The organism is Streptomyces sp. NPDC088157 (genome assembly GCF_044741545.1).
Lineage (GTDB): Bacteria > Actinomycetota > Actinomycetes > Streptomycetales > Streptomycetaceae > Streptomyces.
The window spans coordinates 238,669-265,515 of sequence record NZ_JBIUSU010000004.1 but is presented as its reverse complement, the minus strand read 5'-3'; the positions used below and the strand labels follow the sequence as shown (position 1 = coordinate 265,515).

The following is a 26,847-nucleotide window of genomic DNA, read 5'->3' as shown; positions in this document are numbered from 1 at the left end:
GGGGTCATCTGTCTCCAGGCAGCGGGCTTCCGCGTGTGCAGGTGGATCTTCGGCGGACCGTTCGGCAACCTGCTGTTCACGGCCACCGACCCGGCCGGCCCCTGGTCCGATCCGGTCTGGCTGCCCGGAGTGCACGGCATCGACCCGGACCTCGCCTGGGACGACGAGGGCAACTGCTGGTGCACCGTCGCCGGAGGACCGGCATGCCGGTCACCGAGTGGGACGCGAACCTGGTGCACTGGACCCAGATCGGCAACGCCCTCGACCGGCCGATGCTGGGGCCGGACGGTTCGTGGTGGATGGTCTTTCTCGGAGTCCGGCCGCGCGGCGGTCCCGGCTGTGGAAGATGGGGACACCGGGGTAGTACTCGAAGCTGGAGCAGACGCAGGGCGAGCCCGCCGCGGCCTTCGGCCGGGTCGACCAGGGTTCGTGCGCGACCCAGTTGGAGGCCGCCTGCACCGCCGCCGATGACCTCGCGAAGGCGGTGGAAGAGACGTTCCCGCAGCACCCGGACGCCGAGGTACTCCTGAGCTTCCCCGGACTGGGCGTCCAGCTCGGCGCCCGGGTCCGCGCCGAAATCGGGGACGATCACACACGCTTCGCCGACGCTCGCAGCCTGAAGGCCTACGCAGGCTCCTCGCCCATCACCAGGGCCTCCGGCAAGAAGTCGAGCATCACCCGCCGCTGGATCAAGAACGACCGCCTCAACCACGCCGGCTACCTCTGGGCCTTCTCCGCGATCACCGCCTCACCCGGAGCCAAGGCCCACTACCGGCGCCGCCGCGACGACCACGGTGACTGGCACGCAGCCGCCCAGCGCAACCTCTTCAACCGCATGCTCGGCCAGCTCTACTACTGCCTTCAAGAGCACGAACTGTTCGACGAACAGACCGCTTTCCCCACCGGACTCGCTGCCGCAGCTTGACACGCTAGCGCCGTGAGGTGTCTACGCTCGACCGACGGATCGAGCTCATCCGCGCCATCGCCGAACGGATGGTGCAGGAGCTGATCGAGGCCGAAGCAAGTGCCCACATCGGCGCGGAGTGGAACGAGCACACACCGACGCGGACCACCGTCCGCAACGGGCACCGGGACAAGGTGCTCACTACGCTGGCCGGCGATCTGGACCTGGAGATCCCAAAGGTCCGCACCGGCAGCTTCTTCCCGTCGCTGCTGGAGCGCCGGCGCCGCATCGACCAGGCCCTCTACGCGGTGATCATGGAGGCATACGCGCACGGCGTCTCCACGCGCAGCGTCGATGACCTGGTCAAAGCCCTCGGCGGGGACAGCGGGATCTCCAAGTCCGAAGTCTCGCGGATCTGCACGTTGCTGGACGAGCCGCTGACCGCGTTCCGCACCCGCCCGCTGGATCATGGCCCGCGAGAACCCGACCTGGAGCTACCGGCGCCTGCACGGTGAATTGCTCGTCCTCGGAGTGAAAGTGGCGGCGTCCACGGTCTGGGAGATCCTCAAGGACGCCGGGATCCCGCCGGCACCCGAGCGGACGTCCAGTACCTGGGCGGACTTCCTGCGCTCTCAGGCGGACGCGTTCCTCGCGTGCGACTTCTTCGAAACCGTCACCTTGTCCGGGGCGCGGCTGTACGTGTTCGCGCTCATCGAGCACACCGACCGGTGCATCCGGATCCTGGGGGTGACCGCGCACCCGACCACCTCCTGGGTGACGCAGGCCGCGAAGAACCTCGTCACGGACCTCCAAGACACCGGCTGCCAGGCCCGCTACCTGATCCGGGACCGGGACGGGAAGTTCCCCGAACTGTTCGACACGATCCTCGCCGACGCGGGGATCGAAGTCGTGCTCAGCGGCATCCGGATCCCCCGCATGAACTCCATCATGGAGAGATGGGTGCAGACCTGCCGCCATGAACTGCTGGACCGCACCCTGATCTGGAACCAGCGGCATCTCCTCCACGCACTGCGGGAGTTCGAGCAGTTCTACAACTCCCACCGGTCCCACCAGGGCATCACCAACACCCGCCCACTGCACCCGCTCCCCACACCGATCACCGATCACCGATCACCGATTCGGAGCAGCTCACCCTGCGAATACCTCCTCCATGCTGGTCAGGCGGCATGTTGATACTCGTGGAGGGTGCCGCCGAGTCGCGCTCGCTGTCGTATGTCCAGATGGGCGATCCGGTCCGGGTCCTCGATCGGAGCGGGCAGCGAGTGGAGAGGGCGGGCATTCGCAAGACCCTGGTGCGGCCGGTGCTCGTTATAGAACGTCTCGAACTCGCGCAGGGGGCGCAGGAGATGGCGCTGGTTCCAGATCAACGTACGGTCTAGCGCTCGCCTGCAGGTCTGCACCCATCGCCCCATGATCGAGTTCATGCGCGGCATCCGGACGCCGCTGAGCACCACCTGGATACCCGCGTCCTTGAGCACCTCGTCGAACGGCCGGGGGAACTTCCCGTCCCGATCCCCGATCAGACAGCGAGCCCGGCAGCCGACGTCCTTGAGGTCCATGACGAGATTCTTCGCAGCCTGGACCACCCAGGACGCGGTCGAGTGCATGGTCGCGCCCAGGATCCGGATCCGGCGGCTCGCGTGCCCGATCACGGCGAACACGCCGTGGATGCTGCCACCTTCACCCCGAGGACGAGCAGCTCACCGTGCAGACGCCGATAGCCCCAACTTGGATTTTCCCTGGCCAGGCGCAGCACCAGCGCCCGGACCGAGTGCACGGTGCGGGGCCGGCCTCCGCGCTTCGGCCGGGACGGGGAAGCGTGTCGGCGGGCGATGACGTTGCGGTGCCAGCGCAGTACCGTGTCCGGCGGCACCAGCAGCCGCATCCGGCGCAGCACTTCCCGTGGCAGGCCATGGAGGAGCGACGCCAAAAACGCCCGGTCGCTCGCGCGGAACCGGACCTGCTGCCCGTTCAGCTGCCGTTCCAGCACGCCGATCTGGTGGCGCAGAGCGAGGATCTCGACATCTTTTTCCCGGTCGCTCATCGGCAGCAGTCGCAGCATCGCGAACGCGTTACCCAGGTACGCCAATCTCAGCAGCACGACCGATCATCATGCCGCGCCAACCGGCGCCGCGCGATACCGGCGACTCGATCGGCCTCGGCCAACGCCCAAACCCGATCCCACCTGCGTGGATGAGGTATTCGGCAAGGGCAAGGTTCGGCTCGCGCCACGGCATCTCGAACACACGCTGCTTGAGGGCGTCGAGGTCGGCATGGTTCAGAGCACCCGCCCACACCTCGCACTCGGGGTGCTTCCAACCACCCCGTTGGTCGGTCTCAGGACTGGTGAGCAGCTTCAACAACCCGACACCATGGACCTCTGGTTGAGCACGACGAGGGGCATCCGTCCGCAATCACTCGCTCAACGCCGCCCTGGCCGCAGCGGTGTCTCCGAGAGCGAGCGCCTGGCCGGCCCCTCCGCGCGACTTCCGGCACTCGATGTGGTCCCGGCCCGTGGCCGCCCAAGCACCGAGAGCAGTGCCTCGACCTGGTCCTCGCAGGGCTGGAACGCACCCGCGGAATGACACGGGGAGCCACCTACCCGGTAATTCATATCCAGGGGACAGTTTCTTCCCCCCATCGCGAGTGGACATCATCTCGGCACCGGCGAATTATGGTGTGCGGACCGCCGGTTGGCAGGTTGTGGGCGACAAAGGGACAGGCGCCATGGTCGAGACTGTTTCATTCAGGAACAAGGCAGTGGAAATCGCGGGCCACCTTCACCTGCCGGACGACTTCGACAAGGCAAAGAAGTACCCGGCCCTCGTCGGAATTCACCCGGCCGGCGGTGTCAAGGAACAGACCATCGGCCAGTACGCGAAGCAACTGGCAGCCCACGGATTCGTCACCGTGGTCTACGACTCCTCCTATCAGGGCGAAAGCGGCGGCGAACCGCGTCTCCTCGAGGACCCGACGACCAGAGTCGAGGACGCCCGCTGCGCGGCGGACTTCCTCACCACTCTCCCGTACGTCGACACCGAGCGGATGGGCGTCTTCGGTATCTGCGCCGGCGGCGGTTACGCGATCAGCGTGGCCCAGACCGAACGCCGCTTCAAGGCGGTGGCGACCGTCAGCGCAGCTCCGATGGGTGAAGGCTCCAGGGGCTTCCTCGGGCACCTGTCCCCGGTCGCCGAGCAGATCAAGACCCTGGAAATGGCCGCTCAGCAGCGCACAGCGGAGGCAAGGGGAGCAGCACCTGCCTACGCCCCGTTCGTCCCGGAGACGCTGGAGGAGATCGACGACACCACACCGGACCTCCTGCGTGAGGGATACGACTACTACCGGACTCCGCGTGGTCAGCATCCCAACTCGAAGGGCCGTTTCCTGCTGACCAGCATGGACAAGATGTTCGCATTCTCTGCGTTCGACCAGATTCCGGAACTGCTCACCCAGCCCCTGCTCCTCATCGCGGGGAGCAAGGCGGACACCAAGGTTTTCAGCGACCAGGCGTACGAGCTTTCCAAGGGTCCGAAGGAACTGTTCGTCGTCGACGGCGCGACACACATCGCCATGTACGACGTTCCGGGGTACATGGACCAGGCGCTCACCAAGATGGTGAAATTCTTCGCCGTCCTTTAGCCCCGCCGAAGAAATAGTTGGAGGAGCAGGATCACCATGTCACCTTCCGGCCGGCCCACCGTCGCCATCGCCTTTCATTCGGGTTACGGCCACACGGCCGTCATCGCCGAAGCCGTGGCGCGCGGTGCCGCGGGAGCCGGCGCCGAGGTCGTCTCGATCTCCGTCGACACGATCACCGACGAGCAATGGGCACAGCTGGACGCCGCCGACGCGATCATCTTCGGTTCCGCCACGTACATGGGCACCGCCTCCGCGGCCTTCCACGCCTTCGCCCAGGCCACCAGCAAGCGCTGGTTCCCGCACGCCTGGGTGGACAAGCTCGCCGCGGGCTTCACCAACTCCGGCGCCAAGAGCGGCGACAAGTCCTCCACCCTGGGCTACTTCGCCACCCTCGCCGCCCAGCACGGCATGCACTGGATCAGCCTTGGTCTGCTGCCGGGCTGGGACTCCACCAAGAGCAGCGAGGACGACATCAACCGGCTGGGCTTCTTCCTGGGCGCCGGCGCCCAGAGCCCGACCGACGCCGGCCCCGAGGCGGTCCACACGTCGGACATCGCCACCGCGGAGCACCTCGGCGCGCGCGTCGCACGCCAGGCCGCGATCTTCCGCGCGGGGCGGACCGCCCTCGCCGCCTGATCACAGGACCTTTTCCGCTTTCCGCTTCATCCACCCCCCGCAAGGAGCACACCATGTCGGATTCCCCGAGCCTCGCCCTCATCCGCCGGGTCTACGAGTCCCGAATGGCACCCGAGGTCACCAAGGAAGTGATGGCTCCGGACTTCGTCTGGAACATCACCCCCGGCTTCCCGAACAGCGGTGTCTACCACGGCTGGGACAGCGTGGCCACGGACTTCTTCGGCAAGACGATGCCGAACTACGAGTCCTTCGGCGCGGTGCCCGAGGAGTTCTACGCGGACGAGACCGGCCATGTCTTCGTCTACGGGCACTACCACGCCGAGACCAAGACCGGGAACAAGGCCGACGTCCGCTTCATCCACATGTGGACCGTCCGTGACGGCAAGGCCGTGGAAATGCGGCAGGCCGCCGACAGCCACGTCCTCCAGGAAGCCCTCAAGGGCTGATTCTCCCCCTCATCAGGAGCTCCCCATGGCGAAGATCCTCTTCGTGATCACCGCGTCCGACCACTGGACGCTGGCCGACGGAACACGACAGCCCGCCGGCTTCTGGGCCGAGGAGGCCCTCGGCCCCTACCAGGTCTTCAAGGAGGCCGGATACGAGATCGCCGCGGCGACCCCCGGCGGCGTACCGCCCACCGCCGACGCCCTCAGCCTCACCCCCGACTTCAACGGCGGCGAGGAAGGAGCCCAGCGCATGCGGACCGCGCTTCGGGAGGCCACCGAGCTGGCGCACCCGATGCGCATCGAGGACGTGGACATCGACGACTACGTGGCCGTCTTCTACCCCGGCGGCTGGGGTCCCATGGAGGACCTCCCCGACGACGCCGCCTCCGGCAGGCTGCTCACCGACTGGCTCGCCTCCGGCAAACCCGTGTCCCTGGTCTGCCACGGCCCGGCGGCGCTGCTGGCGACCATCGGCCCCGACGGCACCTCCCCGTACACCGGCTACCGTCTGACCGGCCTGTCCAACGCCGAGGAGAAGCAGAACGGTCTCGCGGACCGCGCGAAGTGGCTGCTGCAGGACCGTCTCGTGGGAGAACTCAAGGCCGACTACCGTGAGGCGGACCCGTTCACCCCGCACGTCCAGGTCGACCGCACCCTATACACCGGCCAGAACCCCTACTCGGCCGTTCCCCTCGCCCAGGAACTGGTCAAGGCGCTGAGCTGACGACTCGCGAACATTTCCGCCGGTGGCCCGGTGCGCACTCGCGCCCCGGGCCACCGGTCCTGTCATGAGGCCGACCGATCACCCGAGGGGATCGTCGCCCACTGGCCGATCAGGCAGGGGACGGATCTGTACCCCCCACAAGATGCGACGTTTGTGCCAGGCTGAAGGCCATGAACCGCAATCCGCGTCTGAACGAGCTGGGTGAGTTCCTCAAGGCCCGTCGGGCCGAGCTCACCCCTTCCGAGGTCGGCCTCCGCGGCGGGCCACGGCGGCGTGTGAAGGGTCTGCGCCGGGAGGAAGTGGCACTCCTCGCCGCGATCAGCACCGAGTACTACACACGGATCGAGCAGGGCAGGCTCCAGGCGTCGGCTCCCCTCCTCGACGAGATCGCCCAGGCCCTGCGACTCAACGACGATCAGCGCACCTACCTCTTCGACCTCGCGGCGAAGGAGAGGGTGCGCCCGTCCACGTACCGCGAGCGCCAGCAGGTGGACCCGCAGTTGCAGCGCATGCTGAACGATCTCACCGCCTCCCCGGCCTTCGTCATCGGCCGCTGCACCGACATCCTCGGCTGGAACCAGCTCGCCGCAGCCCTGTGGACCGACTTCGGGCGCTACCCCGAGCAGGAGCGCGTCTTCGTACGACTACTGTTCACCGAACCCTGGATGCGCGAGCTGTACGTCGACTGGGAAGAGGTCACACGGCTGGCCATCGCCCAACTGCGCATGGAGAGCGCGCGCTACCCCGACGACCAGCCCCTCACCGCCCTGGTCGAGGAACTCTCCGCCCGCGACGCGCAGTTCCGGCAGTGGTGGACCGAACACGACGTCGCGATGCGGGGCCAGGGCGTCAAGAAGCTGCGCCACCCGGTGGTCGGCGAGCTGACACTCGACTGGAACACACTCACCTGTGGCACGGACCCCGACCAGCACATCATCGTGTGGAACGCCGAACCCGGCACCCCCTCCCACGACGGACTGCGCCTCCTCGCCTCCTGGGCCGCCGACCAGAAGCCGACGGCGTCCGACGCGGCGACCTGAGCCCTCCACAAGAGCCTCCGCAAGCGCAGGCCGGCGGTGATGTGTCACGCACAGGGGTAGAGATGCGTCCCCCCTATGGCCCTATCCCCGCCAAGATGTTTCCCCTTTTCCAGGCGGACCCGAGACGGAAAGGTCGGACACCTCAACGACCGCATGTCAGACAATGAGGTGTTCGCATGAAGGCTGTGGGTTTCACGGAATTCGGTGGGCCGGAAGTGCTTCAGGTTCTTGACCTGCCTGTCCCAGATGCGGGTCCGGGGGAGGTACGCATACGGGTGCGCGCCGCGACCGTCAACGCGGTCGACGCCCTCCAGCGCAGCGGACCCGCCCCGTCCCCGGACGCCCGGCCGCCGTTCGTTCCCGGAATGGAGGCCGCCGGCGTCGTGGACCAGATCGGCGCGGGTACCGACACGGACCTGAGCGTCGGCGACCACGTGATGGCGATCGTGCTTACCGACGGCTCCCACGGCGCCTACGCCGAGCAGGTCGTCGTACCGGCCGAGTCGGTGGTCCGCGCCCCACATGGCGCGAGCAACGTGCAGGCCGCGACGCTGCCGATGAACGGCCTGACCGCTCGCCTGGCGCTGGACACGCTCGGCCTGGAGGCCGGACAAACCCTCGCCATCACCGGAGCGGCCGGCGCGGTGGGCGGTTACGCCGTTCAACTGGCCAAGGCGGATGGGCTGCGGGTGGTGGCCGACGCGTCGGAGCAGGACGAGACCCTGGTCAAGGAACTCGGTGCCGACATCGTCCTTCGTCGCGGCGCCGAGTACCCCGACCAGGTACGCACGGAGGTCCCGGAGGGCGTCGACGGACTCCTCGACGGCGCCTCGCTCGGTGCTCTCACCGCCCGGGCGGTGCGCGACGGCGGCCGGGTGGTCACGCTGCGCGGCTACGACGGTCCCGGTGAACGAGGCATCGTGTACGAGCCGATCGTCGTGTTCCGCTACGCCCGGGAGCGCGCCAAGCTCGACCGGCTGCGGCAGCAGGCGGAGGACGGTCAGATCACCCCCCGGGTGGCCAGGACGTTTCCGGCGGAGCAGGCCGTCGAGGCGCACCGGCTCCTCGCCGCGGGCGGCGTGCGGGGCCGCCTGGTTCTGACGTTCTGACAGAGTCACGTATGGGCATAGAGGGGCGGCCCTCAGCGCCACCTCATGGCTGCGGCCGGACGTCGTACTACGTCCGGCCGCAGCCATGAAGAATCAGTTCCAAGGTGGACACGCACTACGCGGCGAACGCGTTCACGTCCGTCAACTCCGCCGACAGCTCCCACAGGCGTGCTGCCTGCTCAGGGTCGGTCGCCCAGTCCTTGACACCGCGCATCTCGCCGTCGGCGGGAGCGGGCTCGGCGACGTCGCAGTCCTCGAGGTAGAGGCCGCCCAGGTCGGCCAGCTGGGGGGAGGTCGCCGCCCACACCTGCGTGGCCGCGCCCTGCTGCGGGGTCTTGAAGAAGTCGGGGTCGCGCAGGTTGCCATCCTCGTCGAACCAGCCGAACTCCACCCTCTCCGCCTCGGGAACGTGGCGCAGGAGCGGTGTGATGATGACGCCGGGATGCACGGCGAAGGCGCGGACGCCGGAGTCCTTGGCGAGCCTGTCCAGGTGCACGGCGAAGAGCGCGTTCGCGGTCTTCGCCTGCCCGTACGCCTGCCACTTGTCGTAACCCCGCTCCCACTGGACGTCGTCCCAGCGGATGCCGGACATGTGATGGCCGCCGGAGGAGACGGAGACGACCCGTGCGCCGCCGGTTGCGAGGGCCGGCCACAGACGGTTGACGAGGGCGAAGTGGCCGAGGTGGTTGATCGCGAACTGGGCCTCCCAGCCGGGCCCGATCCGCGTTTCGGGGCATGCCATGATCCCGGCGCTGTCGATGACGAAGTCGATGCTCCTGCTTGAGGCGAGGAACCGGTCCGCGAAGCCGCGCACGCTTTCCAGGGCGCCGAGGTCCAGCTCGTCCACCTCGGCTCCGGGAACCCCGTCCAGCGCCTCTTGCGCATCGGCCGGCCTGCGCGCGGGGACGACGACACGGGCACCGGCGCGGCTGAGCGCACGGGTGGTCTCCAGGCCGATGCCCGAGTAACCGCCGGTGACGATCGCGAGCTTCCCGCTCAGGTCGATGCTCTGGAGGACGTCGTCGGCGGTACTCGTGGCGTCGTAGCCCGAGCCGATCTTGTGCTGTGTGGTGGTCATGTCTGAAACGCTCCAAACTTGAGCAGCGGAAATCTTGGGTGTCGACGTCTGTGACCCACAACTGACAGTGCTGGGGCAGGCGTTCAGGCTCTTCGCTTGTTGAGAAGCGGTCCGCGGCGGCCAAGGCCCCACGCGAGGAGTGCGACGCAGCCGAGGCCGGCGCCGGTCAGGGAGACGGCTGTCCAACCGCCGCCCGACCACAGGCTGGAGGCGGCGGCGGAGCCTGCCGCACCACCGACGAAGTTGCAGGTGACGAAGGCCGTGTTGAGGCGGCTGCGGGCCCCCGGCGCGAGCGCGAACAGCCGCGTCTGATTGAGGATGTTCACACCCTGTACGGAAATGTCGAGCAGCACGACGGCCACGATGATCCCCGCTGCGGAACGGCCGGCGAAGGCCGCGACGACGAAGGAGACCACGATCGCGGCCCATCCCCATCCGGTCGCCGGCATCGACAGGCCCCGGTCGTGGAGCCGCCCCGCACGCTGGGCGGCGAGCGCCCCGGCCAGGCCGACGAGGCCGAACAGGCCGATGACGGAGACCGAGTAGGAGAACGGCTCCGCGCTGAGCAGGAAGGTCAGGGCGGTCCAGAACATGGTGAAGACGCCGAAGGCGGTGGCGCCGAGGAACAGGGTCCAGCGCACTGCCCGCTCCTGCCGGATGACGTGCCAGACCGAGAGCAACAATTGCGGGTAGGCAAGGCGGGCCTTCGGGGCGAGCGGCGGGATCGTACGGTGAAGAAGCAACGCGAAGGCGGTGGAAACTGTTGCGGCGACGAAGTAGATGGCGCGCCATCCGGCGGCATCGGCGAGGAGTCCGCTGAGGGTGCGGGAGGTGAGGATGCCGATGAGCAGCCCGGAGACCACCGTCCCCACCACCCGCCCGCGGTTGGTGTCGTCGGCGAGGTCACCGGCGAGTGGGGTGAGCAGTTGTCCGCTGACCGTGGTCAGGCCCAGGAGGGTGACCGCGACCAGGAGCGAGCCGATGGACGGGGCGAGCGCGCAGGCCATGAGGGCGAGGGCCGCACAGAGCAACATCCCGGGGATGAACCGGCGCCGGTCGAGGACGTCGCCGAGTGGGACCAGCAGCAGTGCTCCGGCCGCGTAGCCGAGCTGTGTGGCTGTCACGAGCCAGCCCGCGAGGGTGGTGGAGGCGTGCAGGTCGCGGCCGATGAAGTCGAGCAGCGGTTGTGCCCAGTAGAGGTTGGCGACCGCGATGCCGCCGGCGATCGCGAACAGCAGGGTCAGGCCGCGGCTCATCCTGTCCCCGTCCGCTGCGGCGGGGACGCTCGCGGTGGGCGGCGTGGGGGTGTCCGGGGTAGCCATGGGTTGGTGTCCAGGTGAGTGCGGGCCGACGGCATCTTCAGGGTGAGGCGGATTACTTCCACGGGACAGCGGAGGTCTTCGTGGCGCTCGGCCTGTCCTCGCGGAGCAAGGCGGCTGGGCTAGGCCTGCTCCAGGGGCAGCCAACGGCCGTCGGTGACCAAGTGGTCGGCCTCCGCCGGGCCCCAGCTGCCGACGCCGTAGCGGTGAGGAGTGCCGGGCAGGTCGAGGATGGGGCCGACGATGCGCCAGAGCTCCTCGACCATGTCCATGGTGGTGAAGCGGCGCGGGTCGCCGGTGATGGCGTCGCCCAGGACGTGGGTGTAGGCGACGGAGTTGTTTCCGGTGAGGTGGGTGAAGTCGGCCGTCGCGGCTGTTTGGTCGACCTCGGTGGCCTCTCCTTCGTGCTGGGCGAGCGGATCGAGGTGACGCCCGCGCGAGGGCTGATGCGGAAACGCAGCAGGTTCGCGGGGGCCTGCTGAGCGCCGGCGGTGTGGAAGTAGTCCTCGACGGGCCGGTGCAGTTCGACCATGATCTCGATGGCGGTGGCGGCCATGGCCTTGCCCGCCCGGATGGTGAAGGGGACTCCGGTCCAGCGATCGAGGCCGACCCAAGTGCGCAGGGCGCAGTAGATATCAGCGGTCGATCCCGCCTTGACGCCCTGGACGTCGAGGTAGCCGTCGTACTGGCCGCGTACGAAGTTCTCCGGCCGTACGGTACGGACGGCGCGGAGGGCTCGGATGCGTTCGCCGAGGACGTCGGTAGCCGAGCCGGTGCGCGGTGCGTCCATGACGAAGTAGGCGAGCATCTGCAGCAGGTGGTTCTGGACCACGTCGCGCAGGCAACCGGTCGCGTCGTAGAAGCCACCGCGGTCGGCCACGTCGAAGTCCTCGGCCATGGTGATCTGGACGCTGCGTACGAGGCGGTGGTCCAGGACGGCGTTGACGGCGGTGTTGGCGAAGCGGAAGGTCAGCAGGCCCTCGATGACGTCCTTGGCGAGGAAGTGGTCGACGCGGCGCAGACGTGCCTCGGGAAAGTGCCGGGTCACTTCGCTCTGCAGGGCGCGGGCGGAGTGCGCGTCGCGTCCGAAGGGCTTCTCCACGACGAGCCGGGCGTCGTCGGCCAGACCGGCTTCTGCCAGCCGCTGGGCGATGACGGGATAGGTGGACGGCGGCAGGGCGACGCAGTGCGTCAGGAAGCCGTACGACCGGATCCGGTCGGCGAGTGCGGTGAAGCTCGCGGGGTCGTCGTAGTCGACGCGAGCGTAGTTCACCAGCGCGGCGAACTTGTCGAACACAGTGGGCGGGGACATCACCTTGATATAGGCGCCGTAGTAGGCGGCGACCAGCGCGACGGGAAGCAGTACGCCGGCGCGCATCGTGGCTGCCGGAGAACTGACGGCGCTACTCGCCGGAGGTACGGCTCTGGTCATCCGTGACTCGCTTCCTTCGACCCGGGACCAGACAGGGCGGACGTTCGCCATGGCCCCCGAGGCGACGCGGCCCGTCTGCGTATCCATCTGCGCAGTTCTGCGTTCGACAACAAATTTGCTGTTGCCGAGGAGAAAGTGAAGAGAAGTTTTCCCTCCCCGGTACGAGTTATCCAGGGTACGAATCCCTCCCCCTCACGCCGCGATGCGCATTTCCTGCCGCGTGGATATCGTCAGCCACTCCGGAACAGATATGTGAATTCCGACGTAATGCCGCGCCCGGCAAGCTCACGAAGAATTCGACTTCAGGAGGCGGCAATGGCCCAGGACATGGGCGAACGGGCGGCAGGCCCGCAGGAGGCTGCGGGCCACCGGCACAGGGTGCGGGTGTCCATCGGCGCGCTGCTGCTCGGCATGCTCATCTCGGCACTCGACCAGACGATCGTCTCCACCGCGCTGCCGACGATCGTCAGCGACCTCGGCGGGATGAGCCATCTGTCCTGGGTCGTCACCGCCTACCTGCTCGCCTCGACCGCGGCGACCCCGCTGTGGGGCAAACTCGGCGACCAGTACGGGCGCAAGAGGCTCTTCCAGGCCGCGATCGTGATCTTCCTGATCGGATCGGCGCTGTGCGGACTGGCGCAGGACATGTCCCAGCTGATCGCCTTCCGTGCCGTGCAGGGCCTCGGCGGCGGTGGCCTGATGGTCCTGTCGATGGCGATCGTGGGCGACATCGTGCCGCCCCGGGACCGGGGCCGCTACCAGGGACTGTTCGGTGCCGTCTTCGGCGCCACCAGCGTCCTGGGGCCGCTGCTCGGCGGGCTGTTCGTGGACCAGCTCAGCTGGCGCTGGGTCTTCTATATCAACCTGCCCGTCGGCGCCGTCGCCCTGCTCGTGATCGCCGCCGCGCTGCGCATCCCGGTCCGGGCCGAGAAGCACCGGATCGACTACCTCGGCACGCTCCTGATCGCGGCCGTCGCCACCTGTCTGATCCTGGTGACCTCGCTCGGCGGCAGGACCTGGGGATGGACGTCGGTCCCGCTGACCGGGACCGCGGTCCTGGGCGCCGTACTGCTCGGGTGGTTCCTGTTCGTCGAGCGCAGGGCCACCGCACCGGTGCTTCCGCTGAAGCTGTTCCGGATCCGTACGTTCACGCTCTCCTCGGCGATCAGCTTCGTGATCGGCTTCGCGATGTTCGGCGCGATGACCTATCTGCCGACGTTCCTGCAGGTCGTGCGGGGGGTGTCGCCCACCATGTCAGGTGTGCACATGCTGCCGATGGTGGTCGGACTGCTGCTGACGTCCACGGTGTCGGGCCAGATCGTCTCGCGTACCGGGCGCTGGAAGGTGTTCCCGGTGCTCGGCACCGCCGTCACCGCCGTGGGGCTGCTGTTGCTGCACCGGCTCAGGGAGTCGTCCGGCGACATCGAGATGAGCCTGTGCTTCTTCGTCTTCGGCCTCGGGCTCGGCCTGGTCATGCAGGTGCTGGTACTGATCGTGCAGAACGCGGTGTCGTACGAGGATCTGGGCGTCGCCACCTCGGGGGTCACCTTCTTCCGGTCGATCGGCTCCGCCTTCGGTGTCGCCGTCTTCGGCACGGTCTTCACCGGTCGGCTCGATGACAAGCTGCGCGGCGCCTTCACCGGCTCGGCGCCGCCGGAGACGGCCGCCGCGCTCGAGGCGGACCCGCGTGCCATCGCCGGACTCCCGCCCGAGCTGCGCCCGCCCGCACTGCACGCGTACGCCACCTCGATCACCGACGTGTTCCTCTACGCTGCCCCGATCGTTCTGCTCGCCTTCGCGCTGTCCTGGCTGCTCAAGGAGGACAGGCTGCGCGGTTCGGTCACCGCGCCCGACCTGGCGCAGACCATCGGCGCCCACCCCGTGCACCGCTCCTCCCGCGAGGAGGTGCAGCGGGCCCTGTCCGTGCTCGGGTCGCGGGAGGGACGGCGCGGCATCTACGAGAAGATCACTGCCAAGGCCGGATACGACCTGCTGCCCGCCTCCAGTTGGCTGCTGCTGCGAGCACTGCGCCCGGAACGATCGCTGTCGCCGACGCGGCTCGCCGAATACAGCCAAGTGCCGCTGCCAGTGATCCAGGCTGCCCTGCAGCAGATCGAGCAGCAGTCTCTGGCCACACGCGAGGGCATGGACCTGCTCCTCACCGATGCCGGGCACGAGGTCGCGGCGAAGCTGTCGGCCGCGCGCGAGGACGCCTTCGCCGAACTGCTCGGCGACTGGTGGGGGCCCGACCGGCCGACGGACCTGGTCGAACTGGTCGAGGACCTGACATCACAGCTACCGGGCTCGAACCGGGGGCGGGCCGGCTGATCGCGCTGCAGGTGGACCGCATGCGCGCCGTGTCGAGCGGCGAACGAGCGCTGCTTGCCCGCCAGTGGCCTTCTGGTCGAAGAGGTTTTCGTCGCACTTCCGGTATGGGCAGATGGGCCATCGGTCAGGGCCCGATCTGAGGAGGAGGGCCTGCGCCGAACTGGCGCGGGTGTTGCTCTCCGCCGCCTCCGGACTGCGCATTTTGGCGGCGCGCCGCCACGCGCTGGGCATCACGGGCGAGCATGTCTTCACCGTGCCCTGCATGAGCCGGGCGCCGGATCACCTGGAGTTCGATCGTCAGACGACACGAGGACCGCCTGCTGCACTCCCTGGCCGCAGAAACGGCACCGGGATCAGCAGGCACCATCCCGCCCCGCTCACGGATCGGCCGTTGCGTGGTCTACCAGGCGTATGCCTCGGGGGCCTCTCCACCGGGGCCGGGCCAGATCTCATCAAGCCTGCGCAGGGTGTCGTCCGACAGCTGCACGTCGAGAGCCCGCCGGCTGGCCGCGAGCTGCTCGGGCGTGCGGGGGCCTGCCATCACGGCCGTGAGGACGGGGTTGTGCAGCAGCCAGGCCAGCGCGACGTCGGCGGGCTGTGCGCCGATCTCAGCGCACAGGGCCTCGTACTCCTCCAACTGGGGCCGGTATCGCTCGATGGTCTGCTGCATCTGGGCAGAAGCGCGGCGGCCGTTCTCGATCTTCTGCAGGACTCCACCGAGGAGGCCGCCGCCCAGCGGGCTCCATGGGATGAGCCCGATCCCGTAGTGGCGCAGGGCGGGAATCACCTCCAGCTCGACGGTCCGTGCGGTGAGGTTGTAGACGCTCTGCTCGGACACCAAGCCCATGAAGTGGCGATTGGCTGCCGCGTTCTGGGCAGTGGCGATCTGCCACCCGGCGAAATTGCTGCTGCCGACGTAGGTGATCTTGCCCTCGCGGACCAGCTGCTCCATGGCCTGCCAAATCTCCTCCCACGGCGTCGACCGGTCGATGTGGTGCATCTGGTACAGGTCGATGTGGTCGGTCTGCAGGCGCAGAAGGCTGGCCTCGACCGCCCGGCGGATCTTGTACGCGGACAGGTACTTGTCGTTCGGGCCCGGGCCCATCGGCTGGTACAGCTTGGTGGCCAGTACGATCTGGTCTCGGCGTCCGCCGCCCTGGGCGAGCCAGTGCCCGATGATCTCTTCTGACAGGCCGTAGCCCTGCTTCATGTCGGGTGACTGCGGGCCGCCGTACACGTCGGCGGTGTCGAACAGGTTGATGCCCGCGTCCACCGCCGCATCCATGATCTTGAAGCTGGTGGCTTCGTCCGTGGCGTCGCCGAAGTTCATGGTGCCCAGTGCGAGGCGGCTGACCTTCAGGCCGCTGCGGCCGAGGTGTGCGTAGTGCATGGGTGTCCTTTCCTTGGCGGCGCGGGACGGCTACGTGACCGTTCCGCGCACGGCCGGAGTGTCCGGAGGCGGCCGTCATCTCGTCGACGGGCCACCCGGGGCGACGGTGCGCTCCGCCGCGCGGGTGTGGGGGTGTACCGGCCGTGCACGCCTCAGATGCGACGCGCGGGGTCTGCGGTCGAGCGACTGCCGACCCGGCGCACGGCCGTACTCAGATCAGGAGATGGTCGCGGCGTCGATGACTGAGCGGTAGCGGACGCCGCAGGCCGACTTGCGTCGCAAGCCTTGCTGACCTGGTAGGAGGAGATCACCTCGATGTCGGCGCCGATAAGTGCTCGGCACAGAAGTCGAGCATCTCGCGGTGTAACGCTCGCTTTCGGCCGGTGCCAATTTCTCCGGTGCCATAGTTCGGCTACTCCATTGCGCTCGGTTGCCTACGGGTCACGCGAAAGACAGTCGGGGATTCCCGAATCCCGCATCGGGTTCCCCGGCTTGAGAAGACCTGCGGACAGCCGCGTTCCCGCCCGATCGTCACCTATCCAGGTACAAATCTTTCCCCCCTTAGCGCGGGCGTTTGAGGCAACGCTGCAAGGGCGTGACCACAGCGCACATGGCCACACCGTTGGTTGGGATCCCAGAACGTCGCCGTCGTCCGCGAGATGTACGACGCCAACACCCCTGCCGTACCGGGCGGCGCGGAGTGCACTCCACCGGTCGGAACGTCAACACAGCCGATGACGGCCGGCCCAGTCCTCCGGCGCCGACGACGTACCCGCCACATATCACCTGAGCCGGGCGCCACCCTGAACGCCTGTTCGAACAAAAAGAAGGAGTGGATGACCATGAACTTGCGCACCCGACGTACCCACAAGGTCACGTTGGCACTGCTGGTGTCCGGGACGCTCGCCGCCTCCGGGACCGCGACGGCGAGCGCGGCCGGGCAGCCATGGGCCGGTGGGTGGGAAGCGGGCACGACGGCAGGCGGGCCGAGTTTCTCCCATCAGACAGTGCGGATGGTGGTGCACACCACGGCCGCGGGACAGAAGGTGCGGCTGCGGTTGAGTAACAAGTACGGCAGCGCGCCGCTGGTGATCGGTGCCGTCAACGTCGCCGTACGCACCTCGGGCGGAGGTGTCGCCGCCCGCACCCGGCACAAGGTCACCTTCCGCGGCGCCACCGGAGCGGTGGTCCCAGCAGGGAGGGAACTCCGCAGTGACGCCGTCGACTTCACCACCGCCGCCGATGAGGATCTGTTGGTGAGCATCTATCTTCCGGAGAGGACCGGCCCCGCCACCTTCCACTCCGTGGCCCGGGACACCAACTACGTCTCCACGACGGGCGACCACACCGCGGACACCGGCACCGCGAACTACCCCAGCACGACCAGCTCCTGGTACTTCCTGGAGGGCCTGGACGTTCTCACCCCCCGCGCACGCGGCACGCTGGTCGCCTTCGGCGACTCCATCACCGACGGATTCGCCTCTTCGCCTGGCACCGACACCCGCTGGCCGGACGACCTCGCCCGCCGCCTCACCTCGCAGCCGGGTGGCAGCCGCGTGGGCGTTGTGAACGCGGGTATCAGCGGCAACCGGCTCTTGACCGACGCACCGGCCGCCGAGCCCGAACTCGGCGTCAGCGGATCGGCCCGCTTCGCCCACGACGCCCTCGGCGAACCCCGGGTCCGCAGCGTGATCCTGCTCGAAGGCATCAACGACATCGGCAACAACGCCGGCCCTGATGGCAAGTCATTGACCGCCCGGGACCTGATCGACGGCTACCGCGCCCTGATCGCCAAGGCGCACGCCGCCCACGTCCGCATCTACGGCGGCACCCTCCTGCCCTACAAGGACGCCGCCTACACCAACACCAAGGGCGGCCCCTACTACACCGCCTCCGGCGACGCGATCCGCCAGAAGGTCAACCACTGGATCCTCACCAGTCATGCCTTCGACGGCACCATCGACTTCGCCAAGACCGTCGCCGACCCGTCCGACCCGCTGAAGCTCCGCGCCGCCTACGACAGCGGAGACCACCTGCACCCGAACTCCGTGGGCGACCAGGCGATGGCGAACGCCATCGACCTCGCGCAGCTGCACTGACCCGCGCGGTCCGATGCACAGAGCGGCACGACGTTGCAGGTGAACGAGATGCGCGGCGCCATGGCTGAAGACGCCAACCGACAGCCCGACGGAAAGCAGAGACAGTCTCTGGACAAGGCGGGTGCGCGCACGGACGAGCCTGGGCACACGCCGGCTTCCGACCCCGTCGCCTACGACGCCCCCTCCCGGAGCTCGAAGCCGATCCGCGTGCCACGGTCGAATTCCCGCCCTGTTACTGCGGGCTGTGGCCGACGCGGTCGCTGTCGTCGACGCGGCTCGCCGAGTACAGCGAGGTGCCGCTGCCGGTGGTCCAGAGCGCCTTGGACGAGATCGGACAGCGCCGTCCGGCCGTCCGCGAGGGCATGAATACGCCCCTCACCGATGCGGGGCTCGAGGCCCGGCAAGGCTCTCGGCCGCCGCCAGGACTCCTTCGCCGAACCGCTTGGCGACTGGTGGGGACCCGACCGGCCGATGGACCTGGTCGAACTGGTCGACGAGTTGCCGTCGCAAGTCGTCGGGCTCCGCCGGGAACGCTCGTACCTCTCTCGGCGCCCCGGGGCCGCGCCCGTCACACATGGCCCCAGGGCATGCCCCGGTCCGAGTGCGGGCAGGCAGAGCGTCCCTCCCCTCGCCGGGGCCCTCCACGGCGGCGGCCTGGCCGCCGCGTCGGGCGGCCACGACGATCCGCCAATCCTGCGGCTGTCGGCGAGCCACACCTGAACCTGGGGACCTCAGGCTGCTGCACCCAGCGCGGACTCGTCCGGTTCCGCGGTCCACGACGCCAGGAACAGAAGCCCGTCGTGGGAAGGGGTACCGGGATCGGCGGTCGCGATCACCAGCTTCTGCGTACGGTCAGCGGTGCAGGTCAGGCTGTCCCAGTCGAGGGTGAGATCGCCGACGATCGGGTGACGCAGCCGCTTGGTGCCCATCAGCCGGCCGTTCATCTGGCGTCCTGCCCACCACTGCCGGAAGTCCGCGTCGGCGACGGACAACTCGCCGACGAGCGCGGTCAGTCCGGGGTCGCCGGGGTTCCGGGCGGCCTCCACGCGCAGCTGGGCGACACAGGTGCGGGCGCTCGTCCTCCAGTCGAGGCAGAGCTCTCGGAAGGCGGGGTCGGTGAACATCAGCCGCGCGTAGTTGCGCTTCTTGGCGGGCACATTGTCGAAGTCGGTGAGCAGAGCGGCCGCCAGAGGATTCCAGGCGAGGATGTCGAGGCGCCGTCCGAGGACAAGCGCGGGGGTCGCGGTCAGCTCGTCAAGGATGCGTCTGAGTTGCGGGTGCACCTTGTGCACTGGCCGGCGGCGCGGTTCGCACTCGCCCCCCGCAGCCAGCTCGAAGAGGTGGTCGCGCTGGGCGTCGTCGAGGTGCAGGACGCTGGCGAGCGTGACGAGCACCGACCTCGGCACCGGGGCGCGCCCCTGTTCCAGCCGGGCGTAGGCGTGGGTGCTGATCCCCACGAGTTGAGCGACCTCCTCACGGCGTAGCCCGGGCACTCGCCGGGGCGTCCCGGACTCGGGCAGACCGACGGTCCGCGGGCTGAGTCGGGCCCGGCACACCTTGAGGAATTCACCCAGTTCAGGCAATTGAACTTTAGTGTACATAGCAGCGAGTGTCGCAGTATTCAGCCGAAATGTAAGGGGGAAGATTTTCTCCCGGGTCTGCCGTCTGTCCTTCGCAAAGCGGCGGGGCCGAGGAGATGGGCGTATCAGCCGGGCTGACCGGACGTGAGCCCGTCGGGCCGACCGGTGGCCCGCGAGGTGAGGGCGCGCAGGCCGTCGTACGACGGCGTGCCCGGCTCCGCCGTCCAGACAACGAGTTCCTGATCGGGATCGCCACCACAGACGAGGGTGTCCCAGTCCAGGACGAGTTCGCCCACAAGGGGATGGCGGAACCTCTTGACGCCCGCCCTGCGCGACGGCGCTCGACGACTGCCCCACCATTGACCGAATTCCCTGTCCTCCACGGAGAGTTCGCCGACCAAGTTGATCAACTGCGGATCCTCGGGGTATTTGGCGGCCTCCCTGCGCAGATGGGACACGCAGTCACGGGCGACGGCTCGCCAGTCTGCGTGGAGCGTCCGCATGGAGGGATCGGTGAAGAGGATACGGACGCAGTTCCGCCTGCCTTCCGGCACCTTCGCGAAGTCGGTGAACAGGGCGACGGCGAGCGGATTCCACGCCAGGATGTCCATACGGCGGCCGATCACCACGCCAGGACTCGAGGTGAGATCGTCGAGCAGGCGGCGCAACTGCGGATGTGCCTTCTGTGCGGCCGGACGGCGGTGTCGTGCCCGTTGTCGGCCGCCCAGCTCGAACAAGTGGTCACGCTGGTGATCGGACAGGCGCAGCACATGGGCGAGCGCGGCCAGCACTGACGCAGACGGCTGGATGCGGCCCTGCTCCAGCCGTGTGTAGTAGTCGGTGCTGATGGCGGCGAGCAGGGCGACCTCCTCCCTGCGCAGACCGGGCACACGTCGGCCACCGGTGTCGGGCAGACCGACGGCGCGCGGAGTCAGCTCGGCCCTCCGCGTCTTGAGGATTTCTCCCAGCTCGTTCAGATGCGCGTCGCCGGCCATGACGCCAGTGTGGCATCGCTCGACCGCCGGGAGGGGGGTAAGGATTTCTCCCCTGGATAAGGGGTTCCCCGGATGAAATTCTCCCCTTGCAGGTTCCTGGGAAAGTGACAGGGTCGGTGACGTGACCGCCGGAAAGAATGATTTCCCGAATGTCACCGATATCCAGTATTCCCGTGGAAGGCGGAGGAAGCGAGGCCAGACAGTGCGGACGGATGTCCCCTTCCTCGGCAACACGCTGGCGCTCACCGGTGGCCCCCACAGACCCTGATGCCCGTGCCAGACGCCTCGAAAGCCGTGTGTGCCACTACTCCTCCCGCCCTCGCCTCGATCCTCGGTCAAGCAGCCCACCCAGCCCCGGTCGTCGACGGCCGGGCAGCGTGAAGTCCCCCCACCCGAAACCACGCCAGGAGCACCACCTCATGTCAGAACGGAAGAAGTTCGCGCCGCCTGCCATCCAGGAGTTCGCCCCCAAGCTCGCCGAGGTGACCGACACCGTCCTGTTCGGCGACATCTGGGAGCGGCCGGGTCTGTCCCCGCGCGACCGCAGCCTCGTCACCGTCACCGCTCTCGCCGCCCTGTACCGATCCGACCAGCTCGGCTTCCACCTCGGCAAGGCGCTGGAGAACGGCGTGACCAAGGACGAACTGATCGAGACCATCACCCATCTCGCCTTCTACGCCGGATGGCCCAACGCCATGACCGCGATGACCCAGCTCAAGGAGATCGTGGAGAAGTCCGACCAGGCGGGCTGATGCTCCTCTGCCCGCACACCCCACATCACGGGCTCTTTCCCCCACACACCGCCGCCGCGCGGTCCGGTGGCAGCACCACACCAGAGGGACGACACCCCATGGAACTGCTGAAGCGGCCTCCCACCACGAAGCTCCCGGCCGAGTGGTTCACCGGCGACGCCTACGCCGACGTGATCCACCGCGGTGAGGACCCTTCGCGGATGCGGGCCAACCTGGTCCGATTCACTCCCGGAGCCCGTACCGCCTGGCACTCCCACGCTCTTGGCCAGACCCTCCACATCGTCGAAGGCATCGCCCTGGTGCAGTCCCGTGGCGGCGACATTCTCGAGGCACATCCCGGCGACGTCATCCACACACCCCCGGGTGAGGAGCACTGGCACGGTGCCGCGCGCAACCAGTTCATGGTCCATCTCGCCCTGTGGGAGACGGACGACACCACCTGGCTCGAGCACGTCCCGGACGACGACTACAACGGCCCGCGCGTCAGCACCCGTACCCACCCCTGACGCCACGACAGACCGCAAGGAACTGGGAAGCCATCATGCGAGCAACCATCATTCACGCGCCCGGGGATATCCGGGTGGAGAACGCCCCCGAGCCGAAGATCGTGGCGCCCACGGACGCGGTCATCCGCACCGTCGCCACGTGTGTGTGCGGCTCCGACCTGTGGAGCTACCGCGGCATCAACCCGGTCACCGAGCCGCAGCCGATCGGCCACGAGTACGTCGGCATCGTCGAGGAGGTCGGCAGCGACGTCTCGACCGTCAAGCCCGGCCAGTTCGTCATCGGCTCCTTCATCGCCTCCGACAACACCTGCCCGAACTGCCAGGCCGGCTACCAGACCAACTGCATGCACCGGGACTTCCCCAACGGCTGCCAGGCCGAGTACATCCGCGTCCCCCTCGCCGACGGCACCCTGGTCGCCACCCCGGAGCAGCCGGCCGAGGAGCTGATCCCTGGCCTGCTGACGCTGTCCGACGTCATGGGCACCGGCTGGTACGCCGCCAAGGCGGCCGAGGTCAGGCCTGGTTCGACAGCCGTGGTCGTCGGTGACGGCGCGGTGGGCCTGTGTGGTGTCATCGCCGCCAAGGAGCTGGGCGCCGAGCGCATCATCGCCATGAGCCGGCACGAGTCCCGGCAGAAGCTGGCACAGGAATTCGGCGCGACCGACATCGTCGCCGAACGCGGCGAGGAAGGCGTCGCCCGCGTCAAGGAACTGACGAACGGCCTCGGCGCCGACTCGGTCCTCGAATGCGTCGGTACCCAGCAGTCCATGCACCAGGCCCTGCAGTCCACCCGCCCCGGCGGCAACGTCGGCTTCGTCGGCATGCCGCACGACGTGCAGATCGACGGCCAGGAGCTCTTCTTCTCCCACGTCGGTCTGCGCGGTGGTCCCGCTCCCGTGCGCGCCTACCTTCCCGACCTGATCGACCGCGTCGTCGGCGGCCGTATCGACCCGGGCAAGGTCTTCGACCTCACCCTGCCCCTGGACGAGGTCGCAGAAGGTTACAAGGCCATGGACGAGCGCCGCGCCATCAAGGCGTTGCTGCGCCCGTGACCTGAAGCCCGGGCGGTGGTGGGCGCCGGTCGACATCGCTCACCACCGCCGACCCCGACGAGCGGCGGCTCGGCCGCCGACCCGTCGCAGCCGCCAGACAGAACGGACCGACAGCCATGACCAGCGAGGCGATCGCCACCGTCGAGGCGTACTTCGACGCCTTCGGCACCCGCGACGTGGAGCGCGTCCTCTCCCACTTCACACCCGAGGCGACCTGGACGATCCCGGGCGATCCGGCGCTGACCCCGTGGGCAGGGAGCCGCACCGGTGCGGAGGAGATCCGGCAGTCCCTCACCGCGTTCTTCGCCGCCGTCGAGCCGCTGTCATTCGAGCTGGGCACCATGGTGGAGGCCGACGGACGGGTCCTGGCACCGGGCCGGTACTCCTCCCGGTTCCACCCCTCGGGACAGGTACTCGAAAGCGAGACGATCCTGCGTTTCACCGTCGCCGACGGAATGATCAACGACTATCGCGTTTTCGAGGACTCACTCGGCATCACCCGCACCCACCTCGGTGAGCGGCTCACCACCACTCCCGCCTGACCACGAGTCTTCCGGCGCCCTCCACCCCAGCGGCCCCGCCTAACACCTTGCCCGGCCTCAGAAGTTCCCGCATGTCCGCCCCGCTCGCCGCTTCCTCGACCGGAGAACTCCGATGACGCAATGGACGAAAGACGAGCTCGACCGCATCGCCGCGGCCGACGAGCTGGAGATGGCGCCGCGCCGCGGTGACGGCACACTGCGGGGTCCCGTGCCGATCTGGGTCGTCCGCGCCGGCGACGACCTGTACGTCCGCTCCTTCCGCGGGACGGACGGCGGCTGGTGGCGCACGGCCCGCGCCGGCCGCGAGGGGCACATCCGCTCCGGCGGCGTCGACAAGGACGTCACCTTCGTCCACGTAGCGGACTCCGAGATCAACGACCGCGTCGACATCGCATACCGGACCAAGTACGGCCGTTTCGGCGGCGCATACGTCAACCCCATGGTCGCGGCGCGCGCCACGACACTGCGACTGGTGCCCCGATGACCAAGTCGATCCCGGTGGAAGCCTCTGAGCCACCACCGACAGCCAGTCCCGCACAGGAGTAAGCACCATGCTCGGTCTCGAACTCGTCGTCGTCCTGGGTGCGGCCGTGCTGGTGGGCAACGTTCTGGGGCAGCGCCTCCGCGTCGCGCCGCCCGTCGTGCTGCTCGTCGTGGGCGCGGTCATCGGCCTCGTCCCAGCCGTTCGCCAGACCCAACTCCCGCCCGAAGTGGTGTTGTTGCTCTTCCTTCCCGTGTTGCTGTACTGGGAGAGTCTGACCACGTCGATGCGGGAGATTCGTACGAACCTGCGCGGCATCGTCCTGCTGAGCACGGTCCTGGTGATCCTCACCGCAGGGGCCGTGGCGGTCGCCGGGCACGCGCTGGGACTGCCGTGGGGACCGGCGTGGGCTCTGGGTGCGGCCGTCGCTCCCACCGACGCCACAGCGGTCGGCGCGCTGGCCGGCTCTCTCCCCCGACGTCAGATCACCGTGCTGCGCGCGGAAAGCCTCGTCAACGACGGCACCGCACTGGTCATCTACGGCCTGGCGGTCGGTATCACCGTCGGCGAGGAGCACCTCACCCTGCCGCACGTCGGAGCGCTGTTCCTGCTGGCATACGGCGGCGGGGCCGCGGTCGGCGTTGCGGTCGCCTGGGTCAACATGAACCTGCGACGCCGGCTGGACGATCCCCTGCTGGGCAACCTCGTCATGATTCTGGCGCCGTTCACCGCGTATCTGCTGGCCGAACAGATCCACGCCTCCGGCGTCCTCGCGGTCGTCGTGAGCGGCCTGATCATGGCCCAGGTGGCTCCGAGCCTCATCCGCGCCGATCACCGCCGCCAGGCACTGGCCTTCTGGCCACTGGCCACGTTCATCATCAACGGCGCGCTGTTCGTCCTGGTCGGGGTGGAACTGCAATACGCACTCCGTCACCTGAGCCGCTCCGACCTCCAGGATGCCCTGATCGCGATCGGAGCGATCAGCGTGGTCCTGGTCGCGGTCCGGTTCGCGTTCCTGTTCTCGTCCGCCTACCTGATCCGCGTGATCGACCGGCGTCCCGAGCAGCGGCTGCGGAGAATGAGCGACCGGGCTCGTGTCGTCAGCGGGTTGGCGGGCTTCCGGGGCGCGGTGTCGCTCGCCGTGGCGCTCTCCGTGCCGGAGACCCTCGACTCGGGTGAGCCGTTCCCCGGCCGAGCGTTCATTGTCTTCGTCACCTCGGGCGTCATCGTGGTGACCCTCGTGGTGCAGGGGCTGCTGCTGCCGGGTGTGGTGCGCTGGGCCCGACTGCCCCGCGACACCTCCGTCGACGAGGAGCAGATCCTCGCCGAGACCACAGCAACCGAGGAAGCCATCAAGGCGCTGCCCCGACTCGCGGCCGAACTGGGCACCACCCCCGAGGTCATGGAGTGGCTGCGCCAGGAGTACGAGGCCAACCTGGCGACCGCACGAGCAAGGGGCGCGGGCACCGACGACGATCCCGCCCTGCTCCACAACCGCCACTACACCGACCTCCGCCTCGCCCTCATCGCCACAAAGCGTGCGACTGTCGTCCGCCTGCGCGACGAGTCGCAGATCGACGACACCGTGCTCCGCCGGCTCCAGGCAACCCTGGACAACGAAGAGGTCCGGTTGGCCGGAGGCGAGCAGGTGGAGTAGGCCGATTGCGGTTTTTGCCTTGCCGACGCGATCCCCACGAGAAGGAATCCCGCTGCCATGTCCTCCAGCCTCATCGACGTCCACGCCCACCTCCTCCCCGACTTCTACGTCCAGCAGGCGACAGCGGCGGGCCACGCCCACCCCGACGGCATGGGCAGCTGGCCGTCATGGTCCGTGCAAGCCCATCTCGATCTGATGGACCGCAACGGCATCGAGACCGCGATGCTCTCCATGTCCTCCCCCGGCGTGCACTTCGGCGACGACAAGGCGGCCCGCCTCCTTGCCCGGCGCGTCAACGAGTACACCGCCGAACTGACCCGGGACCACCCGGGCCGTTTCGGCAATTTCGTGTCGCTTCCGCTGCCGGACGTGGACGGCGCGTTGGAGGAAGTCGCCTTCTCCTTCGACGAACTCGGCGCCGACGGCGTGGCGTTGCTGACTCACACCCACGGGGTGTACCTGGGTGATCAGCGCCTGGACCCTGTCTTCGCGGAGTTGGACCGTCGGCGGGCCGTGGTCTTCCTGCACCCCACCTCCCCCGTGTGCTGGGAACAGTCCGCTCTCGGCAGGCCGCGTCCGATGGTCGAGTACATCTTCGACACGGCCCGTACCGTCACCGACCTGGTGATGGCGGGCGTCCTGACGCGTCACCCGAACATGCGGGTGATCGTCCCGCACTGCGGCGGCGCGATTCCCGTCCTGGCCGACCGCATCAACGAGTTCATGCAGCTCTTCGTGCCTTCGCAAAAGGCGCCCTCCCTCAATGCCGTGCAGCAACTCCGCGGCCTGTACTACGACATGGCGGGCACAGCCTTCCCACGCCACGTCCCCGCACTGCTGAAGCTCGTCGACCCTGACCGCGTGCTCTTCGGCAGCGACTACTGCTGGACGCCTGCGCCGCTGGCCGACACCCACATCGCGGCGATCGACGCGGCCGAACCACCGGCGCAGGACACGACATGGCGATCGCTCACGACGGCGAACGCCAAGCGCCTGTTTCCGCGGACAACGCGGTGAACCGCAGTACGCCGGCCCTCAGCGCGATCAGGCTCCCGACGTCGCCGGCACGATGGCCGGTCGCGGTTGTATCCACCCAACGAGTAGCTACTCGGAACCT

General features: G+C 68.5%; 22 protein-coding genes and 6 pseudogenes. 19 read left to right on the top strand and 9 right to left on the bottom strand.

The window, feature by feature from the left end; genetic code table 11:
* Positions 1-63: 63 nt before the first annotated feature.
* The 4 pseudogenes from ACIPFH_RS17100 to ACIPFH_RS17085 form a co-directional block, all read left to right on the top strand.
* Positions 64-338: pseudogene (locus ACIPFH_RS17100) on the top strand (family 43 glycosylhydrolase); the annotation flags it as partial.
* A 101-nt stretch (positions 339-439) separates the two neighbouring features.
* Positions 440-925, top strand: a pseudogene (locus ACIPFH_RS17095) (IS110 family transposase); the annotation flags it as partial.
* Positions 926-942: 17 nt separating this feature from the next.
* Positions 943-1,374, top strand: a pseudogene (locus tag ACIPFH_RS17090) (transposase); the annotation flags it as partial.
* Positions 1,373-2,098, top strand: a pseudogene (locus ACIPFH_RS17085) (integrase core domain-containing protein); the annotation flags it as partial. The pseudogenes ACIPFH_RS17090 and ACIPFH_RS17085, both read left to right, overlap by 2 nt.
* Here ACIPFH_RS17085 and ACIPFH_RS17080 read toward each other — a convergent pair.
* Positions 2,083-3,026, bottom strand: a pseudogene (locus ACIPFH_RS17080) (integrase core domain-containing protein). The pseudogenes ACIPFH_RS17085 and ACIPFH_RS17080 overlap by 16 nt on opposite strands.
* Positions 2,998-3,288: a hypothetical protein gene (locus tag ACIPFH_RS17075; protein ID WP_401827306.1), complete on the bottom strand. Its 291-nt coding sequence runs from the start codon at positions 3,286-3,288 to the stop codon at positions 2,998-3,000. The pseudogene ACIPFH_RS17080 and the gene ACIPFH_RS17075 overlap by 29 nt, the downstream one beginning before the upstream one ends.
* A gap of 283 nt (positions 3,289-3,571) precedes the next feature.
* Here ACIPFH_RS17075 and ACIPFH_RS17070 point away from each other — a divergent pair, with 283 nt between their 5' ends.
* The 6 genes from ACIPFH_RS17070 to ACIPFH_RS17045 all read left to right on the top strand — a co-directional run bounded on the left by ACIPFH_RS17070 (position 3,572) and on the right by ACIPFH_RS17045 (position 8,519).
* Positions 3,572-4,564 (top strand): alpha/beta hydrolase, encoded by a 993-nt coding sequence (locus ACIPFH_RS17070; RefSeq protein ID WP_401827305.1) that lies wholly within the window; start codon positions 3,572-3,574, stop codon positions 4,562-4,564.
* Between the two features lie 36 nt (positions 4,565-4,600).
* Entirely contained in the window at positions 4,601-5,200 is a 600-nt protein-coding gene (locus ACIPFH_RS17065) for a flavodoxin family protein (protein ID WP_401827304.1), read from the top strand.
* A 53-nt stretch (positions 5,201-5,253) separates the two neighbouring features.
* Positions 5,254-5,646 (top strand): nuclear transport factor 2 family protein, encoded by a 393-nt coding sequence (locus ACIPFH_RS17060; RefSeq protein ID WP_401827303.1) that lies wholly within the window; start codon positions 5,254-5,256, stop codon positions 5,644-5,646.
* A 25-nt stretch (positions 5,647-5,671) separates the two neighbouring features.
* Entirely contained in the window at positions 5,672-6,370 is a 699-nt protein-coding gene (locus tag ACIPFH_RS17055) for a type 1 glutamine amidotransferase domain-containing protein (protein ID WP_401827302.1), read from the top strand.
* A 170-nt stretch (positions 6,371-6,540) separates the two neighbouring features.
* The gene (locus ACIPFH_RS17050; protein ID WP_401827300.1) at positions 6,541-7,410 is read left to right on the top strand and encodes a helix-turn-helix domain-containing protein; all 870 of its coding nucleotides are present in this window, start codon (positions 6,541-6,543) and stop codon (positions 7,408-7,410) included.
* 176 nt (positions 7,411-7,586) lie between these two features.
* Positions 7,587-8,519, top strand: coding sequence for an NADP-dependent oxidoreductase (locus ACIPFH_RS17045; RefSeq protein ID WP_401827298.1), 933 nt, complete (start codon positions 7,587-7,589; stop codon positions 8,517-8,519).
* Between the two features lie 115 nt (positions 8,520-8,634).
* Here ACIPFH_RS17045 and ACIPFH_RS17040 read toward each other — a convergent pair whose 3' ends face one another.
* From ACIPFH_RS17040 to ACIPFH_RS17030, 3 genes and pseudogenes are all read right to left on the bottom strand, one after another.
* Positions 8,635-9,597 carry an SDR family NAD(P)-dependent oxidoreductase gene (locus tag ACIPFH_RS17040; RefSeq protein WP_401827297.1) on the bottom strand — a complete coding sequence of 321 codons (963 nt, stop codon included), beginning with the start codon at positions 9,595-9,597 and terminating at the stop codon, positions 8,635-8,637.
* An 83-nt stretch (positions 9,598-9,680) separates the two neighbouring features.
* Positions 9,681-10,919, bottom strand: coding sequence for an MFS transporter (locus ACIPFH_RS17035; protein WP_401827295.1), 1,239 nt, complete (start codon positions 10,917-10,919; stop codon positions 9,681-9,683).
* 119 nt (positions 10,920-11,038) lie between these two features.
* Positions 11,039-12,228: pseudogene (locus ACIPFH_RS17030) on the bottom strand (glucose-6-phosphate dehydrogenase).
* 435 nt (positions 12,229-12,663) lie between these two features.
* Between ACIPFH_RS17030 and ACIPFH_RS17025 the strand changes: the two are divergent.
* A complete protein-coding gene (locus ACIPFH_RS17025) occupies positions 12,664-14,676 on the top strand; it encodes a DHA2 family efflux MFS transporter permease subunit (protein WP_401827294.1) in 2,013 nt (670 codons plus the stop codon).
* A gap of 400 nt (positions 14,677-15,076) precedes the next feature.
* Here the strand turns inward: ACIPFH_RS17025 and ACIPFH_RS17020 are convergent, their stop codons facing one another.
* Positions 15,077-16,066, bottom strand: a complete 990-nt coding sequence (locus ACIPFH_RS17020) for an aldo/keto reductase (RefSeq protein WP_401827292.1) — start codon at positions 16,064-16,066, stop codon at positions 15,077-15,079.
* A gap of 842 nt (positions 16,067-16,908) precedes the next feature.
* Between ACIPFH_RS17020 and ACIPFH_RS17015 the strand changes: the two genes are divergently transcribed.
* Positions 16,909-18,165, top strand: a complete 1,257-nt coding sequence (locus ACIPFH_RS17015; RefSeq protein WP_401827291.1) for an SGNH/GDSL hydrolase family protein — start codon at positions 16,909-16,911, stop codon at positions 18,163-18,165.
* Positions 18,166-18,397: 232 nt separating this feature from the next.
* Here ACIPFH_RS17015 and ACIPFH_RS17010 read toward each other — a convergent pair whose 3' ends face one another.
* The 3 genes from ACIPFH_RS17010 to ACIPFH_RS17000 form a co-directional block, all read right to left on the bottom strand.
* Positions 18,398-18,529, bottom strand: a complete 132-nt coding sequence (locus ACIPFH_RS17010) for a hypothetical protein (protein WP_401827290.1) — start codon at positions 18,527-18,529, stop codon at positions 18,398-18,400.
* Between the two features lie 367 nt (positions 18,530-18,896).
* The gene (locus tag ACIPFH_RS17005) at positions 18,897-19,766 is read right to left on the bottom strand and encodes a helix-turn-helix transcriptional regulator (protein ID WP_401827289.1); all 870 of its coding nucleotides are present in this window, start codon (positions 19,764-19,766) and stop codon (positions 18,897-18,899) included.
* A gap of 104 nt (positions 19,767-19,870) precedes the next feature.
* The gene (locus ACIPFH_RS17000) at positions 19,871-20,740 is read right to left on the bottom strand and encodes a helix-turn-helix domain-containing protein (protein ID WP_401827288.1); all 870 of its coding nucleotides are present in this window, start codon (positions 20,738-20,740) and stop codon (positions 19,871-19,873) included.
* 419 nt (positions 20,741-21,159) lie between these two features.
* Between ACIPFH_RS17000 and ACIPFH_RS16995 the strand changes: the two genes are divergently transcribed.
* From ACIPFH_RS16995 to ACIPFH_RS16965, 7 genes are all read left to right on the top strand, one after another.
* Positions 21,160-21,492, top strand: a complete 333-nt coding sequence (locus tag ACIPFH_RS16995; RefSeq protein WP_401827286.1) for a carboxymuconolactone decarboxylase family protein — start codon at positions 21,160-21,162, stop codon at positions 21,490-21,492.
* A 98-nt stretch (positions 21,493-21,590) separates the two neighbouring features.
* On the top strand, positions 21,591-21,998 hold the full coding sequence (locus ACIPFH_RS16990) for a cupin domain-containing protein (protein ID WP_401827284.1): 408 nt from the start codon (positions 21,591-21,593) through the stop codon (positions 21,996-21,998).
* A gap of 35 nt (positions 21,999-22,033) precedes the next feature.
* Complete coding sequence (locus ACIPFH_RS16985) at positions 22,034-23,050, top strand: zinc-dependent alcohol dehydrogenase family protein (RefSeq protein WP_401827283.1); 1,017 nt, start codon at positions 22,034-22,036, stop codon at positions 23,048-23,050.
* Positions 23,051-23,166: 116 nt separating this feature from the next.
* Positions 23,167-23,592 (top strand): nuclear transport factor 2 family protein, encoded by a 426-nt coding sequence (locus ACIPFH_RS16980; RefSeq protein WP_401827281.1) that lies wholly within the window; start codon positions 23,167-23,169, stop codon positions 23,590-23,592.
* Between the two features lie 112 nt (positions 23,593-23,704).
* Positions 23,705-24,076, top strand: coding sequence for a DUF2255 family protein (locus tag ACIPFH_RS16975; RefSeq protein WP_401827280.1), 372 nt, complete (start codon positions 23,705-23,707; stop codon positions 24,074-24,076).
* Between the two features lie 67 nt (positions 24,077-24,143).
* Positions 24,144-25,730, top strand: coding sequence for a Na+/H+ antiporter (locus ACIPFH_RS16970; RefSeq protein ID WP_401827278.1), 1,587 nt, complete (start codon positions 24,144-24,146; stop codon positions 25,728-25,730).
* A 57-nt stretch (positions 25,731-25,787) separates the two neighbouring features.
* Positions 25,788-26,747, top strand: a complete 960-nt coding sequence (locus ACIPFH_RS16965; RefSeq protein WP_401827277.1) for an amidohydrolase family protein — start codon at positions 25,788-25,790, stop codon at positions 26,745-26,747.
* Positions 26,748-26,847 lie beyond the last annotated feature (100 nt).

Bases quoted from the DNA above. Each gene is read 5' to 3' on its own strand.
- ACIPFH_RS17065 (WP_401827304.1), top strand. From the start codon at position 4,601: ATGTCACCTTCCGGCCGGCCCACCGTCGCCATCGCCTTTCATTCGGGT.
- ACIPFH_RS17060 (WP_401827303.1), top strand. From the start codon at position 5,254: ATGTCGGATTCCCCGAGCCTCGCCCTCATCCGCCGGGTCTACGAGTCC.
- ACIPFH_RS17055 (WP_401827302.1), top strand. From the start codon at position 5,672: ATGGCGAAGATCCTCTTCGTGATCACCGCGTCCGACCACTGGACGCTG.
- ACIPFH_RS17050 (WP_401827300.1), top strand. From the start codon at position 6,541: ATGAACCGCAATCCGCGTCTGAACGAGCTGGGTGAGTTCCTCAAGGCC.
- ACIPFH_RS17045 (WP_401827298.1), top strand. From the start codon at position 7,587: ATGAAGGCTGTGGGTTTCACGGAATTCGGTGGGCCGGAAGTGCTTCAG.
- ACIPFH_RS17040 (WP_401827297.1), bottom strand. From the start codon at position 9,597: ATGACCACCACACAGCACAAGATCGGCTCGGGCTACGACGCCACGAGT.
- ACIPFH_RS17035 (WP_401827295.1), bottom strand. From the start codon at position 10,919: ATGGCTACCCCGGACACCCCCACGCCGCCCACCGCGAGCGTCCCCGCC.
- ACIPFH_RS17025 (WP_401827294.1), top strand. From the start codon at position 12,664: ATGGCCCAGGACATGGGCGAACGGGCGGCAGGCCCGCAGGAGGCTGCG.
- ACIPFH_RS17020 (WP_401827292.1), bottom strand. From the start codon at position 16,066: ATGCACTACGCACACCTCGGCCGCAGCGGCCTGAAGGTCAGCCGCCTC.
- ACIPFH_RS17015 (WP_401827291.1), top strand. From the start codon at position 16,909: ATGAACTTGCGCACCCGACGTACCCACAAGGTCACGTTGGCACTGCTG.
- ACIPFH_RS17010 (WP_401827290.1), bottom strand. From the start codon at position 18,529: ATGCCCTCGCGGACGGCCGGACGGCGCTGTCCGATCTCGTCCAAGGCG.
- ACIPFH_RS17005 (WP_401827289.1), bottom strand. From the start codon at position 19,766: ATGTACACTAAAGTTCAATTGCCTGAACTGGGTGAATTCCTCAAGGTG.
- ACIPFH_RS17000 (WP_401827288.1), bottom strand. From the start codon at position 20,740: ATGGCCGGCGACGCGCATCTGAACGAGCTGGGAGAAATCCTCAAGACG.
- ACIPFH_RS16995 (WP_401827286.1), top strand. From the start codon at position 21,160: ATGTCAGAACGGAAGAAGTTCGCGCCGCCTGCCATCCAGGAGTTCGCC.
- ACIPFH_RS16990 (WP_401827284.1), top strand. From the start codon at position 21,591: ATGGAACTGCTGAAGCGGCCTCCCACCACGAAGCTCCCGGCCGAGTGG.
- ACIPFH_RS16985 (WP_401827283.1), top strand. From the start codon at position 22,034: ATGCGAGCAACCATCATTCACGCGCCCGGGGATATCCGGGTGGAGAAC.
- ACIPFH_RS16980 (WP_401827281.1), top strand. From the start codon at position 23,167: ATGACCAGCGAGGCGATCGCCACCGTCGAGGCGTACTTCGACGCCTTC.
- ACIPFH_RS16975 (WP_401827280.1), top strand. From the start codon at position 23,705: ATGACGCAATGGACGAAAGACGAGCTCGACCGCATCGCCGCGGCCGAC.
- ACIPFH_RS16970 (WP_401827278.1), top strand. From the start codon at position 24,144: ATGCTCGGTCTCGAACTCGTCGTCGTCCTGGGTGCGGCCGTGCTGGTG.
- ACIPFH_RS16965 (WP_401827277.1), top strand. From the start codon at position 25,788: ATGTCCTCCAGCCTCATCGACGTCCACGCCCACCTCCTCCCCGACTTC.